The organism is uncultured Flavobacterium sp., assembly GCF_963975005.1.
Lineage (GTDB): Bacteria > Bacteroidota > Bacteroidia > Flavobacteriales > Flavobacteriaceae > Flavobacterium.
The window spans coordinates 1-16,152 of sequence record NZ_CAXBFR010000016.1; the positions used below are offsets into that span (position 1 = coordinate 1).

General features: G+C 30.5%; 8 protein-coding genes and 1 tRNA gene. 4 read left to right on the forward strand and 5 right to left on the reverse strand.

From position 1 onward, the window contains the following. From AACZ53_RS03405 to folB, 3 genes are all read left to right on the forward strand, one after another. Nucleotides 1-9,854: T9SS type B sorting domain-containing protein (locus AACZ53_RS03405; protein WP_339834802.1), on the forward strand; the 9,854-nt coding region annotated here is incomplete at its 5' end. Nucleotides 9,855-9,860: 6 nt separating this feature from the next. Further along, complete coding sequence (locus AACZ53_RS03410) at nucleotides 9,861-10,814, forward strand: type IX secretion system membrane protein PorP/SprF (RefSeq protein WP_339834804.1); 954 nt, start codon at nucleotides 9,861-9,863, stop codon at nucleotides 10,812-10,814. Nucleotide 10,815: 1 nt separating this feature from the next. Next, complete coding sequence (gene folB / locus AACZ53_RS03415; protein WP_339834807.1) at nucleotides 10,816-11,175, forward strand: dihydroneopterin aldolase; 360 nt, start codon at nucleotides 10,816-10,818, stop codon at nucleotides 11,173-11,175. On the opposite strand, the gene AACZ53_RS03420 is transcribed toward folB, so the two are convergent. After that, nucleotides 11,172-13,094, reverse strand: a complete 1,923-nt coding sequence (locus tag AACZ53_RS03420; RefSeq protein ID WP_339834809.1) for an LTA synthase family protein — start codon at nucleotides 13,092-13,094, stop codon at nucleotides 11,172-11,174. The genes folB and AACZ53_RS03420 overlap by 4 nt on opposite strands. Before the next feature lie 130 nt (nucleotides 13,095-13,224). Here AACZ53_RS03420 and AACZ53_RS03425 point away from each other — a divergent pair. Continuing rightward, a tRNA-Cys gene (locus AACZ53_RS03425) sits at nucleotides 13,225-13,295 on the forward strand. Nucleotides 13,296-13,323: 28 nt separating this feature from the next. On the opposite strand, the gene AACZ53_RS03430 is transcribed toward AACZ53_RS03425, so the two are convergent. The 4 genes from AACZ53_RS03430 to AACZ53_RS03445 all read right to left on the reverse strand — a co-directional run bounded on the left by AACZ53_RS03430 (nucleotide 13,324) and on the right by AACZ53_RS03445 (nucleotide 16,053). Further along, a complete protein-coding gene (locus tag AACZ53_RS03430) occupies nucleotides 13,324-13,983 on the reverse strand; it encodes a GldM family protein (protein ID WP_339834811.1) in 660 nt (219 codons plus the stop codon). A 3-nt stretch (nucleotides 13,984-13,986) separates the two neighbouring features. Then, nucleotides 13,987-14,673 (reverse strand): LysE family transporter, encoded by a 687-nt coding sequence (locus tag AACZ53_RS03435; protein ID WP_339834812.1) that lies wholly within the window; start codon nucleotides 14,671-14,673, stop codon nucleotides 13,987-13,989. 100 nt (nucleotides 14,674-14,773) lie between these two features. Beyond that, nucleotides 14,774-15,343 (reverse strand): hypothetical protein, encoded by a 570-nt coding sequence (locus AACZ53_RS03440; RefSeq protein WP_339834814.1) that lies wholly within the window; start codon nucleotides 15,341-15,343, stop codon nucleotides 14,774-14,776. A gap of 44 nt (nucleotides 15,344-15,387) precedes the next feature. Then, nucleotides 15,388-16,053: a head GIN domain-containing protein gene (locus AACZ53_RS03445; RefSeq protein WP_339834815.1), complete on the reverse strand. Its 666-nt coding sequence runs from the start codon at nucleotides 16,051-16,053 to the stop codon at nucleotides 15,388-15,390. Nucleotides 16,054-16,152 lie beyond the last annotated feature (99 nt).

The window sequence follows — 16,152 nt, forward strand, 5'->3', positions numbered from 1 at the left end:
TGTATGAAAATATTACATTACCCGGTAAAAAAATAACAACTTTTGATGGTTATGCAGTTGTAGCTTCTAACAGTTCAGATTTAGATATACCTGTTTCAGGGTTTTCTACTTTACCAGCCCCTTTCCCAGTTAGAGCAAAATTAGGAATTTCAACTTTAGAAGGTGATAATAGAGTTACTGGTGATCAGTTGCTAATAAAAGCTAATTCAACAACTGGTCCTCCAACCATATTAACAAATACACCACCTCCTGCGGCACCAGTAACAACTAACTATTTTAATTCATCCATAACATTAAACAGTGCTTTTTTTAATGCTAGAAACCCCAATAGTAGAAATACACTAGGTTGGGATGCACATCTAAATTTAATTAATAACCCATCAAATACTGTAATTCCTAATAATGAAACTGGAGTTATATTAACTGCCAAGTCAAGTGGTGATAAATATGATGTTTTCTTTACTTCTTTTGATGTTGAAATTATTGAACCTCAAATACCTTTATTAAAACAAGTTGAAGATATTGCTGGTAATAATGTAAATGGTCAAACCTTAAGTTTAGGGCAAGAAATTTTTTATACCTTAACTTTTCAAAATACAGGAAATGATAATGCGTTGAATTTTACCCTTACTGATATATTGCCAACAAACGCAATTTTTCCAGCAAACGGAACTATTCAGCCAGGAGATTTAATTTTACCTCCAGGAGTTACTTATGTTTTTAACCCAACTACAAATCAGTTTACATTTTCTATACCAGATAATTTAGTTGAAATAGGAGATCCAGCTTATACAATAAAAATTAAGGTTAAGTTACCCTTAAATTGTGAAGATTTTAGAGACGCTTGTACTAATCAGATAATTAACCAAGCTTATGTTTCTTACAATGGAGAATTAAATACTCAAGTTATTACAGATAATCCTAGTTTTAACGGGTATGACAATTGTAATTATCCAACACCAGGAACAACCAATTTTATAGCAAATATTGATGACTGTATATTTACAAGAACAGAAATTTTATGTGGAAACACTTTAGATTTAACAGGAGCTGATGGTTACGACACGTATTTGTGGCAAGATTCTTCAGGAAATACAATTGGAAATACACAAACAATAACTGTTAATGCTACAGGAACCTATACCGTGTTTTTATCTATTCCACCACCTTGTGTGTCAATCTATGAAACAGTTAATGTTGTAGATTTTAACAATGCCATAAGTTCAAATCCAGCAACTCCTTATGCAAATGTTGTAGAAACTTGTCCAAATGATGGTTCACAGTTACCAAAAATATTTTTATGTGGATTAAATGATTCTGTTTTAATTCAATCCGGAGTAAATAATGCTATTAGTATACAATGGCAACAACTAGTTCCTGGAAGTTGTCCTCCAATTGGAATTAGTAACTGTGCCAATACTAATTCTAGTTGTACATGGAATACAGTTGGAACGGGTCCAAATTTTAATGTAACAACAGGTGGTGAATATCAAGTAACATTTAATTATCAAAATGGCTGTTTTAGAAACTTCTATTTTAATGTTTTTCAAAACACATTAAATCCTGATATAGTAACTTCAAATATAATTTGTACAACTCAAGGCTCAATTACTATAAACAATATTCCTTCTACTTACGAGTTTAGTTTGTCTCCAACTGGTCCTTTTTCTTCAAACAATGTAATACCGATAGCTACTGCAGGAAATTATACTGTATACATTCAACAAACAGGTGTAGCTGGAGGATGTCTTTTTGAATTTCCAAATATTAATATCTTAAGTCAAATATTAGATGTAGATGTGATTGTTACAGATAAACTTTGTAATGATGGTTTTGGAAGCATTAGGGTACAAACTAATGGAGTAGAGCCACAGTATTATTTTCAAATTTCGCAAGGAGCAACGACGATAGTAACTTTTGGTCCCTCAACAGATAATGATCATTTGTTTTCTAATTTAAACCCTGGTACTTATACAGTAACAGCAACAACAGACAATGGTTGTTCATATACTGAACAAGTAACTATACAAGATTTATCAGATTTAGCCGTAAGTGCAGCAGTAACTCAAAATATTAGTTGTGTAAATGGTCAAGTAACTTTAACACCATCTGGAGGTTTAGCTCCTTATAATTATGCTGTTTTTAGTTATAATGGTGTACCTGTAACACCAGGAAGTTATGCTTATCAAGCCTATGAAATATTTGAATATGACATAACACAAATAGGAACTTATCAATATATAATTGTTGATAGTAACAACTGTATTTCATTATCAAATATTGTAACTGTTTCTGCTGAACCAACAGTAACCATTACTGAAACTCATACAAATGTAACATGTAGCGGATTAAGTGACGGTATAGCAACTATTTCAGCTTTGCCAACGAATGGATATGTTATAACGTATAGTATTGATGGTGGAATTACTTATCAAAATTCTAATGTTTTTAATGGATTAGCTCCAGGAACTTATACAATTGATATAAAATATACTAAACCAACACATGAATGTGATTATACAATTAACGTTACAATAACAGAACCAACTCCTTTAACTGGTCAATCACAAGTAACCCAACAATTAACTTGTATAACAACAGGAACTATTCAGGCTTTTAATGTAACTGGTGGAACAGCTCCTTATCAATATAGTATAAACGGGGTGACTTTTCAAAACAGTTCTTCTTTTCCTAATTTGACTGCTGGAACTTATGTAATTACTATTAGAGATTTTAATAATTGTACAACTACAACAACTCCTATAACTTTTGTCCAACCTCTTGCAGCAACAGATTTAACTTTTACTGCATCAAGTGTGACTTGTCCGACTTTAACGAGTAATGTTACAGCAACTATTGTAGGTGGAACAGCTCCTTTTGTAGTTCAAATAACAGCTCCTTCTACTATTGCTGCAACTTCTACGTCTGGAAATATTGCAACGTTCAATAACTTAGCGGTAGGTTCATATACCTTTAATGTAACTGATGCTAATGGATGTACGTATCAAGAAAACTTTACAATTAACCCAATTACATTTATTAATGTAACTGGAAGTTTGGTTTCTAATGTTATCTGTTTCGGTGCTTCTAATGGTGCTGTTTCTTATAATGTAACTGGTTTTAATACTACATATTCTTATACTGTAAATGGTGGGACTGTTGTTACTAATCAAACTGGTAATACAATAAATTTAAATAGTTTAGCAGCTGGTAATTATGCTATAACAGTTACTGATAACAGCACAAACTGTCAAAGTACTGTAAGTGTAACCGTAGCTCAACCTAGTTCTGCTCTAACACTTAATGTAACTACAAACCCTATTACTTGTATTGCAAATGGAACAATAAACGCAGCTGCTTCAGGTGGTTGGGGTTCTTATGCTTATACTTTAACACAGCCTAATGCTGCAACTGTTGGTCCACAAAGTAGTGGTGTATTTGCTAATCAAACGCAAACAGGTACATACACTATTTCTGTTACTGATGGAAATGGATGTGTAGTAACGAATACTGCAACTTTAAGCCCTACTGTTAACCCAACATTAACTATAAGTCCTACTTCTACATTATGTTATAATGCAACAACCGGTTCAACTGTTATTTTAACAGCTGCTAGTGGTATTGCTCCTTATCAATATAGTTCTGGTGGTGCTTTTCAAGCAAGTAATACTTTTTCTGGATTAACTCCTGGAAATTATACTTTCACAGTTAGAGATAGTTATGGTTGTACGGCAACTGTTACACAAACTATAACGCCTGCTTTATTAGCTCAAGCTATTATTACTAAAAGCTTAGATTGTAGTGCTTCTCCAAATGCAATAATTACTGTAAATGTAAATGGTGGAACAACTCCATACCAATATCAAGTTAATTTTAATGGTGGTGCATTTGGAGCTTTAAATCCAATTGTAGGTTCATCGTTTACTTATTCTACAGCTATTGCTGGTACTTATCAATTTTTAATAACTGATGCCACTGGTTGTACCTATTCTACAAGTATTATTACTATTAATCCTATTACTACTCCAGATATAACTTCTATTACACAAACCCAACAAAATTTATGTAATGGAGATACAAATGGAGCTATACAAGTAAATATTAACAATACACTAGGAACCTCTCCTTTTCAATATAGTATTGATGGAGGTATAACTTATCAAAGTTCTAACATATTCAATGGACTTGCTGCTGGAACTTATACTGTAATTGTTAGAGACTCTAAACTTTGTACCGATACCGAAAGTATTACTCTTGTGCAGCCAGATGCAATAACCTTTGATATTTCAATAACAGAGATAACTTGTAATAATCCAGGTGGAACATCTTATGGTGAAGTAATTTTTGAAAACATACTTGGTGGAACACAACCTTATACATATTATTTAAGTAGTAATTTTGGTTATACAGATAGTTATGCAACAACAACAAACGAAGATCATACATTTATAGTATTAAACTTTGGAATCTATACTGCTGAAGTAATAGATTCAAATGGTTGTTCAGTTGTAAAAAGTAATATCATTATTGCTTCGCCACCTGATGACTTAGATATTGATATTTCTACAGCAACAGCAGATTGTACAAGTGGTGGAACCGCTATAATAACTGTATCATCTTTAGTAAGTAGTGGTTCTTATGAATTTGGAATATTAGAAACCAATACGTTACCATATACAATGTCTTATCAATTAGCAGATGTTGGCACACCTGAAACTTCGACATTTATAGGCTTAGTACCTGGAGTTACTTATACCTTTGTTGTTCATGATTTGATTACAGATTGTTATTATTTTGAAACGGCTAATGGTCCTATTCCAAGTCCTTCAAATTTAACAACAGCAATCAATGTGGTTCAAAATGTAACTTGTACAGGTAGTGGAAATGGAACTATATCCTTTACTTTTAATAATTATGATGCAACAACTACATCTGTAGATTATGAAATATTTTACGCTCAATCAAATGTAAGCACTGGATTGACAGGAAATAGTCTAACACCTGGTGGACCAATATTTGTTCAAAACTTTGGTATTTTGGTACCTGGAACCTACTATATTTTATTGACAGAAAACGGAACAGGAACTGCAAATGGTTGTACTTCTGCAACTCCAAATTTCACAATAACTCAATCTACTAATCAATTGATAGGTAGCGCAACGTTAATCAAAAACGACAACTGTAATCCTTTTGCAGGAATTGTAACTGCAACAGGCCAATTTGGAACAGCTCCATATCAATATCAAATTCTATTGAGTACTGATCCTGCACCAACAGTTGCAACTTTTGCAGGAACAGTTTCTAATACTTTCAATGTTGAAAGTGGTTCATATATTGTTTATGTTAAAGATGCTAATAACTGTATTGTAGCTACAAATATTGTTGTTGTTGGATTAGATCCTTCACCAGAAATTACTTTATCTTTAATGGATCCATGTGCAAATGAAGGAAGTTTTACTATTAACGGTGTTAGAACAGTGGATGGAATAGCTCCTTATACCATAACAGTGGATGGAAACACTCCTTACACTGAAAATGCAACTAACTTTTCTATAGCCAACTTGTTATCAGGTAGCCATACTGTAATTATTACGGATGCTAATGGTTGTACATATGCTCAAACTATCCTTATTGATCAAATCATTAATGGAAATGCAATGGTTACTATTCAGCCTAGTTGTGCTGATAATGATGGTGAAATTCAAGCCACTGCAACTAACGGGAGTACAAATTATTCTTTCGAGTTACAAACAACCGCTGGTGTTAACGTAGCCGGTCCAAACACAACTGGTTTATTTACTGGACTTGGTTTTGGAAATTACAATGTAATTATTTCTGATGCTACTTTAGGATGTGACATAACCATTCCTTTATCTTTAGAACAACCAGCACCTGTTTCTTTTACTACTTCACATGAAAATGTAAGCTGTAATGGAGCTACTGATGGAAGTATTTCTATTACTTTAGACGCGACAAATATTGATACTCCTTATACATATTCGCTATTTGATGGTACAACAACTATAACTCAAAACAGTCCAAACTTTACAGGTTTAGCTGCTGGAAACTATACAATAACTGTAACTTCTTCTAAAAACTGTACTGATTCTCAAATTATAAATGTTACACAACCAAATCCTTTAGCTTTAAGTTTAATAGGTGGTAATTTTGCTTGTAATAGTAATAATACTGTAAATGTTGTGACTGTAACAGCAAACGTAGCTTTAGGAACAGGAACTGCTCCTTATTTATATAGTATTGATGGTACAAATTATCAAACAGCTAATACTTTTGATATAATAGACAATGGAACTATTCAAAATATAACCATAACGGTTCAAGATTTTAACGGTTGTACAATTAATGATACAGTATTGATAAATCCTTTACCAACTATTACTAATGTTGCTGTAACTCAGAATACAGCTTTAACGTGTGCTAATGATGAAGAAGTTTTAATAACAGTAACTAGTGGTTCAGGAAACTATACATATCAATTGTTGCCAAACGGAGCAATTGTTGGACCTACTTCAAGTAATACCGCTACATTCTCTCTTTCTGCAGCAGGAACATATACTTTCGAAGTGATTGATACCGTAACAGGTTGTAGTACTATTACTGCTCCTTACACAATTAATCCTTTACCTGTTTTAACCGTTGTAGCTGATAATGCTAATGCTGTAAATTGTTATGGTGAAGCTAATGGTTCTTTCGATATAACAGTTAGTGGATATGTAGGAAATTACAACTACAATATTTATGATGATACTAATGCAATTATAGCTTCTGGAAGTAACAATACTACCACAAACCCACTTACTTTAACAGGTTTAGGTGCTGGAAACTTTTACGTGCAAATTATTGCTACTGATCCTCCTTTCTGTGAAACTATTTCTAATGTAATTAATATATATTCTCCACCAAATCCATTAACATTAGTTGTTCAACAAACTTCTGATGTGACTTGTAATGTTCCTGGTTTAGGAACGATTACTGCGCAAGCAAATGGTGGGAACGGAACATTTGAATATCAATTAGTAAATACAACAACTAGTACAACTGTACAAACATTTGGGACAAATAGCATTTTTACTGATTTAGATGCAGGAACATATGAAGTAACCGTTAGAGATATAAACTTATGTGAAATTTCTCAAATTATAATTCTTAATGCACCAACTCCAATTGATGCTACTTATGTTGTTACAAACACCAATTTATTATGTTATAACAATACAAATGCAAGTGTTACAATAACTGCAACTGGTGGTCAAGGCAGTTATCAGTTTACCTTAACTGATGAAAATGGCGTTATATATGGTCCTCAGATTGAAAATATTTTTGAAAATTTAGGTGCAGGTACTTATACAATAACTGTTAATGACGGCTGGAATTGTGATTTCAGTGCATTGCCATTCACAATTACTGAAAAAACAGAAATTGAAGCAATATTAAGTGTTCAAAGTACATTAACATGTGATAACAATGCTCAAATCATCATTAATGCATCAGGAGGAACGCCTCCATATATGTACAGTACAAATGGAACAATATTTAATTCAACAAATATATTCTCTGTTGGTCCAGGTACTTATCAATATTATGTCACTGATGCAAACAATTGTACGTCTATAATTACAAATTCAGTAACAATCGCGCCTATTGATCCATTAACAGTAACTATTAATGCTTCAAATACTACCATTCAATGTAATGGAGATGTGAATGCTTCAATTACGGTAAATGCAACGGGTGGATTAGGAAATTATAATTATACTTTATTAAATAGTACTACAATGGCAATTATCACTGGTCCACAAACTAGTAATATTTTTAGCCCATTAGGTGCTGGTTCATATATTGTTAATGTTAATAGTGTTGATTGTGACCAACCTTCTAATACAGTTATAATTACACAACCATTAAATCCGTTAAACATAACAAATTATACAGTAACTCCTGCAACTTGTAATGGAACAGCAAATGGAAGTATAACGTTTAACCCAACAGGTGGAACGCCTCCTTATCAATATGCAATAACTAATCATTTAGATCAATTTTTTAATACAAATACATTTATTGGTTTAGGTGTAGGTACCTATACTGTGGTAATTCAAGATACAAACGGTTGTTTTGAAACAATCAATGTTCAAATGACAGAACCTGCTCCTTTAGTAGCGAGTTCAGTTAATACATTTGAAGTATGTGAAGGAAGTAATAATGGAACTGCAACATTAACCATAACCGGTGGAACACCTCCATATTATACAAGTTTAGATGATGATACTTCAACTAGTTTTGTACAAGGACAATTAATTTTCAATAACTTAGATAGCACAGTTGAACATACCATATATGTGCATGATGCTAATGATTGTCAAACAAATATTTATATACCAGCTGGAAACCCTGTTACATTGACACCAACAATAACTCCAACTTATGCTTGTACTTCTGCTACTGCCTTACAAAACAATACAGTAACTGTAAATGTTGAAGCTTCAAATGTAGGTCAAGTACAGTATTCATTGGACAATCAAACTAGTTACCAGTCAAATAATGTCTATACTAATTTGACTAATGGAACACATACTATCTACGTTCAACATACAAATGGTTGTGTTAAAACAGTAACAGTGGATATAACAAATTGGATTCCAGTTACTGAAACACACTCTCAAGTAAATGTATTATGTAATAGTGATACAACTGGTAGTATAACTGCTAATGGAGTTGGTGGAAATGGAACTTACCAATATGCAATTTCTCCAACTTTCACTTTTGGAATAGTAAATATATTTAACAGTTTAGCTGCTGGAACATATACAATAAAAATAAGAGACGGTAGAGGTTGTGAAACTGAATTTACAACAATAATTACTCAACCTACAGCATTAAATGCAATTGTATCTGATTTTGGACAAGATGTATGTCAAGGAGATAATTCTGGATACGTACAAGTAACTGCAAGTGGTGGAGTTGGTCCTTACATGGCAAGCTTTAATAACACAACTAATTATGTAGCAGTAAATGCTTCTAATATTGTAGATTATTTTAATTTAGCTGGTGGAGCAACATATACTATTTACATAAAAGATGCTAATGGTTGTGTGACTTCAGTTCAACAAACTTTAGATCCAGCAGTTGATTTAGATCCAAAAGCTGTTGTAATTTATGATTGTTTAAACAACCAATCTACTAATACAGTAACTATAACTGTTGATGCTATATATCAAAATAATGTTGTGTATTCTATTGATGGAATTAGTTTCCAATTAAGTAACACGTTTACTAATCTTAGTGCAGGTAATTATACTGCTTATGTAGAGCATTCTAATGGTTGTTTTAATAGTAATGAAACATTCACTATAGATCAAATTGATGCTGTGGCTTTAATAGTTACTGAAACAGGATTAAATGAAATAACAGCAGTTGCTTCTGGTGGTATTCCTCCTTATACTTATGTATTTAATGGAACAAACACTGGATCAACCAATGTATTTATCTTTAATCAAACAGGAAATCAATATGTATCTGCTTATGATGCAAATGGTTGTGAAGCTAATTTTGTAATTCAGACAACATTCTATCCAATAGAAATTCCAAACTTCTTTACTCCTGATGGAAATGGATTTAATGATTTTTGGTCACCTAAGAATGTAGATAACTATACCAATATTGAAAGTTTAATTTTCGATAGATACGGTAGAGAAATCATACGATTAAAATTAGGAGAATCTTGGAACGGAACTTATGATTCCATTGATTTACCTTCTGGTGATTACTGGTATTTGGTAAATGTAAATGACGGAACAGGAAGAACATTCACGGGTAACTTCACACTTTATAGATAATATATAATGAAAAATATTTTTAGAATTATAGTTAGTTTAATCATGGTTAATTCTTTTGCACAAGAGTTAACCATACCAACTTACACACAATATTTAGGGGATAATCCTTATGTTATTTCTCCTGCTTATGCTGGAATTGGTGATAACATAAAAATCAGGGTAAATGGTTTAACCCAATGGGTTGGATTAAAAAACGCACCTGATAATCAATCGTTAGCTGTTGATGGTCGGTTAGGACAACGTTCTGGAATTGGTGCTTTTATTTACAACGATAAAAACGGAAACACTTTTCAAAAAGGAGGTAAAATATCTTTTGCACATCACTTAATTCTAGATTATTATGAAAATAGGTACATATCATTTGGTATGTCATTTGTAATGAATCAGTTTTATATTGATAGAACGCAATTTGATCTTTCTTATGATCCCATTGTAACCAACAATAGAGATTTAAACAATTATAATGTCGATGTAGGATTTTTATATAGACAACAAGGATTTTATTTAGCGGCAAATGTTTCTAATTTATTAAACAAAAACACCGATAAATTCATAATTAAAGAACCAAATATATTACGAAATTTTTCTGCTTATACTGGTTATAAAATAAAGTCTAACAGTAATAGTGATGTAGAATATGAACCATCAATCTTTTATCAATATTATCAAAGTGATAAACGTTCTAGTACAGATGTGAATGTAAAAGTTCGTTTTTTAGATTATGAAGATTATTATTGGGTAGGAATATCGTATCGTTTCTTAAATGATCAATTTTTCCAACCTTTAAATATTGGTCCAATGGCAGGATTAAAAAAGAACAATTTTTACTTTGCTTATTCGTATCAATATACAACAAATGCACTTTCTGCTTTTAATTCTGGAACACATATGGTAACTTTGGGCTATGATATTTTCCAAGGATTAAGTAATTGTCCTTGTACTAGTAATGAAATAGACTAAAATGGGAACAATTAAATTAAAAAAAATCAGGACTTTTTCTTTTCACGGATGTTTAGAGGAAGAAGGAAAAATAGGTAGTGATTACGTTGTAGATTTAGAAGTTAAATCAGACCTTAGAAAATCATCTTTAAGCGATGATCTAAACGATACAGTAGATTATGTTCATTTAAACAAGATTGTTGTTGAGGAAATGGCTATACGTTCAAAACTACTCGAACATGTAGCGCATAGAGTTATAGTAAGAACATTTAAAGAAATTCCATCTGTTTCTAGAATAAAGATAGCTGTTTCAAAAATAAATCCTCCGATTGGTGGAGATGTTTCTAAAGTGACTATTGAAATGGAAGAATTTAGAAATTAATCTTTCATTTTATATTTTCTCTTTTCGTACAAATTCTTAGATGCAACAATATGTGCTAAAGCATCTTTTGCAAACTCGTTATCCAATTCAACCGGTGTAAAAATTGAATCTTTTTCCACTTTAAATTGTAATGGTGCTGCATTTGGATTAATAATAATTACATCATTATCAACTTTAAAAGCGTAGGTTTCATTAAACATCATTATTGTTCTACCTTTTGTATTTGCAGGAAGTGTCATTAGATTTCTTCCAGGCATTGGCGATTTTGATGTAATTCCAGATAAAGCTAAAACCGTTGAAGGAATATCAATTTGACTTGCCATTTTATCATAAGTCATTCCGTTTTTAATATTTGGAGCAATAATTAAAGCAGGAATATGAAATTTGTGAATTGGCACTAAAGCTTTTCCAAAAGTTCTAGTGTTGTGATCTGCAATGACTACAAAAATTGTGTTTTTAAAATACGCTTCTTTCTTAGCTAATTCAAAGAATTTACCAATAGAATAATCAGCATATTTCATGGCATTATTTACAGTGTTTTTCTCTTTATCATACAATTCAATTCTTCCATCAGGAAATTCATAAGGTTTGTGATTTGAAGTTGAAAACATTAAAGAAAAGAAAGGTTTGTTTCCTAAAGAACTAAAATATTCATTTGCTTTTACAGCTAAATCTTCATCTGAATAACCCCAAACTCCTTTAAAAGCATATTTATTTCCATCACTATTTAAATCTGTTTCATCAATAATATTATTAAAACCATTTCCATTAAAGAAAGAGGCCATATTATCAAAATTGGACAAACCACCATAGATAAAACTTGTATCATATTTTTGTTTCCCAAAAGCTTCCGCTAAAGTGTAAAATCCTTGTTGTGAATTACTTAATTTAACCACACTTTCGGCTGGATTTGGTAAAAAACCAGTTACAACAGATTCGATTCCCCTAATACTTCTGGTTCCTGAACTGTATAGTTTTGTGAACAAAAGTCCTTCTTTAGAAAGCTTATCAAATTCTGGTGTTAAAGGCAAACCTCCTAAACATCCCACAAATTCTGCTCCTAAACTTTCTTGTAAAAAGATAACTACATTATATTTTTGAACAACAGAATCTGGTTTTTGAATGTGTAAAAACGGGATTTCTCCATCAATAAATTCGGTTACATCCATATATTTTTTGACTCTGTTGTATGCTTCAAATTCATCCATTTTACCATATTTGTCTGTATTCCCTTCATTTTTTAAAGAATAAGCAGCAAAAGCAACTGTGTAGAGTGAATTTAATCCTAATGAATTTGTCATTTGGTCTGATGAAAATATAGCATTACTTGCGTTTATAGGACGAAGAGTTGTTAAACTAGAACGTGCTCCAAAAAACAAAAAGAAAACCAAAACAGGAAATAAGACAAGCTTAATTTTATAGGAAGAAGCAATAGTATAAAATAATTTTTTTCCAAATTTAAAAGCAAAAATTAAAGCAACAATTACTAAAATTATAGTTACAATCATTGATGGTAAATAACTTTTAACTAATGTTCCAAGAACTTCTTTTGGGTAAATTAAGTAATCTAAAAATAAACGATTTGGTCTAGTATCATATTCATGAATGAAATTTAGGGTAGATAATTCCATAAAGAAGAACAGAAATAAAAACAGAATAAAGTATATATTAAAAAATCCATTAAGATATTTTAGAATTGAATCGGGCAAAAGACTTATTAAAGCAGCTGGTAAAACCGATAAATAACACAACATAATTAAATCAAAACGGAGACCAATTGTAAAAATTCTCCAATAATCTTCTATTAAAGTAACTCTATCTTTAAAGACAAAAAATAAAATTATTCTACTTAAAGTTGTAATTATCAAACCAATAAGAAAGAAATTAAAAAGAGGTTTTAGATAGCTAAGTTTTTTCATTTTTGTTATGAATCAATAAATTAGGCCACAAAAGTAAATGAAAAAATAGCATAACTTTTTTTTAAAAATTAAAATTTGCTAAAATTTCTTGTGTTAGTCCAAAATATATGTAAATTTGCATTTCTAAATTGGCGTTGTGGCCGAGCGGCTAGGCACCGGTCTGCAAAACCGTTTACCCCGGTTCGAATCCGGGCGATGCCTCTAAAACCTTCAAGGAAACTTGAGGGTTTTATTTTTTAGGATTATATCTCTCTACAATTTTGAATATTAATGTACTAGCAGATACAGTACAAATGAGTTCAGATCCTTTTTGTTTAATACTGTTGATTATAATATAATCTTTTTTCTTAGCTTTTTTTATAAAACCTAAAGCCTCTTCATTAATTATGTTTCCTTCAATTGTTAAAGGTTCATGTTTAGGGATTATAATTGTAAATTGACTTACATTATTACTATATTTAAAAAGAAAATCAACAAATTTTACCCCAACTTTTGCATCTTTTAATTCATCTATACTAAATTCTAAATATCCTTGTGTTGAAAAGTGACTATTTAAAGTACTTATTGGCATTGGTAAACCTTTTATTTGATAAACATGCTCTTCAGTAACAATTGAATTATCTTGTAATTTTATAGCCACTATAATTTTTAATTCAGTTCCACTTCCTGGACGAACTATATATTTTCCTAATTCATCTGTTTCTGAAACTCCTGGACCAGAAACCCAATATTCTTTAGCATTTGCAACAGCAACAGTAATTGGATTATCAACACCTCTATAAACAACTTTTACTTTGTCTAATGAAATGATGCTAAGTTGAGCTTTAGAAATTGTGTCTTGTGAAAATACAAGTACTGGAAATAGTAGAAAAAATAAAAAAAATTTCATCTTTTACCCTTTTAATTTTTCAATTTTCTCTTGTAATTTTTCTTTTTCTTTTGGGAAGAACCCTTGTAGCATAAAGAAAACTCCGAATATTAGAATTACAATACTTATAACACGTTTAATTTTGTAAATATTTTGTGTTGTAAGTTTATTTTTCAATTGTTTAGCTAAGATAATTTTGGCTATATCAAACAGTAAATAGAAAAATAAAATAGCTGCAAAAAACCATGAAATTCGTTCGGTTTTCATTTCCATTTGTGGTCCATAAGTAATAATAATCATTAACCAAAAACCTAGAACTCCAATATTAATAAAATTCAATAAAAAACCTTTAAAGAATAAAGCAAAATAATTGTTTTTTTGAATGTTATCAGTATCAATTTCTTGATCTTGTTGTTTTATAAAATTTCTTTTTAATAACACATAAGAAATGAAACCATAAGACAACATAATTAAACCTCCAATAATAAATAAGGTTGGGTTATCTTTTAATTGTTCTAAAAGTTGATTAGTACTTAAATAAGCAATAAGAATAAAAATAATATCGCCAAAAACTATCCCTAAATCTAAAGTAAAAGCAGCTCTAAATCCTTTTGTAATAGAAGTTTCTAACAATACAAAAAAACCTGGTCCTATTGAAAACGCTAATAAAAGTCCCCAAGGAATTGCAGTAAGTATATCGTGTAAATGCAAATTTTAGTGATTAGTGATTAGTAAATAGTGATTAGATACTAACGATAATAAATACGAAGTTACTAAAAATGAAATAAAATCATTTAGTTATTCTAAAAAACTATTTTCTTATACATTCCATAAAAAAGTTTCCACAAACCATTAAACTTCTTCCTTCTTCTGTTTTTTCACCTAATTCTGAAATATATAGTTTTTCATCCTTTAATTTAAAACTCCAAAGAGAGTTATCATCCAAAATAAATTCATTGAAAGAATAATTTAAAAAATCATCTAACATTAAATTTAGTTTTAAACTTTTAAGTGAATTAGATTTATCATAAAAATCAAAACTAATATCAGAGTTTTTAATCGTAACTAAACCTACTTTTTCTTTAGAAATTCCCCAATTAGAACCTGAGTAAACAATTTCCCATTTACCTGAAATATCTTTTAAAAAGGTTGCTTTTAATATTCTGTTTAAAGAATCTATTTTTTTATAAACTAATAATGCTAAATCACTGCTAGAATCTAAATAATAAGCCTTTTTAAAAGATAAGTAAGCATTCTTATTGTCTTTAAAATCTAAACATAAATTAGCATGATTAAATAATTCAACTTGAACTGAATCATTCTTAATCTCTTGACTAAAAGTAGAAATTGTAAAGAATAATATTAAAACTAAATATTTCATTTATTAAAAAACTAATTACTGGTCACTATTTACTAATCACTTCTTTATTTAGCTTCACGAATAGTTCCACCAGCTACAACTTTTTGATTGATTTGTCTTGGTTTTCCGTAAATTGTAATGTTTCCACCAGCTCTCACTTTTGCGTCTACTAAATTAGTTGCATAAATATCTGCTTCTCCACCAGCATTTACTGTAATTGTAGTTTGCTCCGTTTCTAAAGATTTTGCATTAAAAATAGAGCCTGAATTAATTAATAAATCTTGATTTTTTGCTTTTCCAGAAATAGAAATAATTGCTCCTGAAGTTCCTTTTACATTAAGTTTATCAACATCTAAATTGATTTTAACTTCGGCTCCTTCTTTGGCAATTATATCAAAAATAGTTGTTTTAAAATTTTCAGAAGAAGAAATTCTTGAACCTTCATTGGCTTCAACAGCTTCAATATTTTTGTAATATAAAGTCACAGAAATATCTTCACCACCCATTGTTTGAGAAAATGGCATTCTTATTTTTAATTCACCATTTTTATTAACAGTTTCAACAATTTCGGCTTCATTACCGTTAATTGTAATTCTATTTTCAGTTGATTTTATTAATAAAACATCTAATTTATCAAAAGAAGTTACTTTAGTAAAATCGCCTAAGGTTCTTTCCACTTGTGAAAAAGCTACTGTTGTTATTAAAAGAAATGTAAATGCTAATTTTTTCATGATATTAAATTTTTAAGCTAAATAATCAAAAACTGTTCCTTTTTAAAATAAGTAAGATTTTGAAATTCTAAAAATAAATTCAGAACAACAAAATCTTAC

What these genes read in the sequence shown, in the direction of transcription:
- AACZ53_RS03445 (WP_339834815.1), bottom strand. Translation starts at nt 16,053, where the DNA reads ATGAAAAAATTAGCATTTACATTTCTTTTAATAACAACAGTAGCTTTT.
- folB (WP_339834807.1), top strand. Translation starts at nt 10,816, where the DNA reads ATGGGAACAATTAAATTAAAAAAAATCAGGACTTTTTCTTTTCACGGA.
- AACZ53_RS03420 (WP_339834809.1), bottom strand. Translation starts at nt 13,094, where the DNA reads ATGAAAAAACTTAGCTATCTAAAACCTCTTTTTAATTTCTTTCTTATT.
- AACZ53_RS03430 (WP_339834811.1), bottom strand. Translation starts at nt 13,983, where the DNA reads ATGAAATTTTTTTTATTTTTTCTACTATTTCCAGTACTTGTATTTTCA.
- AACZ53_RS03410 (WP_339834804.1), top strand. Translation starts at nt 9,861, where the DNA reads ATGAAAAATATTTTTAGAATTATAGTTAGTTTAATCATGGTTAATTCT.
- AACZ53_RS03440 (WP_339834814.1), bottom strand. Translation starts at nt 15,343, where the DNA reads ATGAAATATTTAGTTTTAATATTATTCTTTACAATTTCTACTTTTAGT.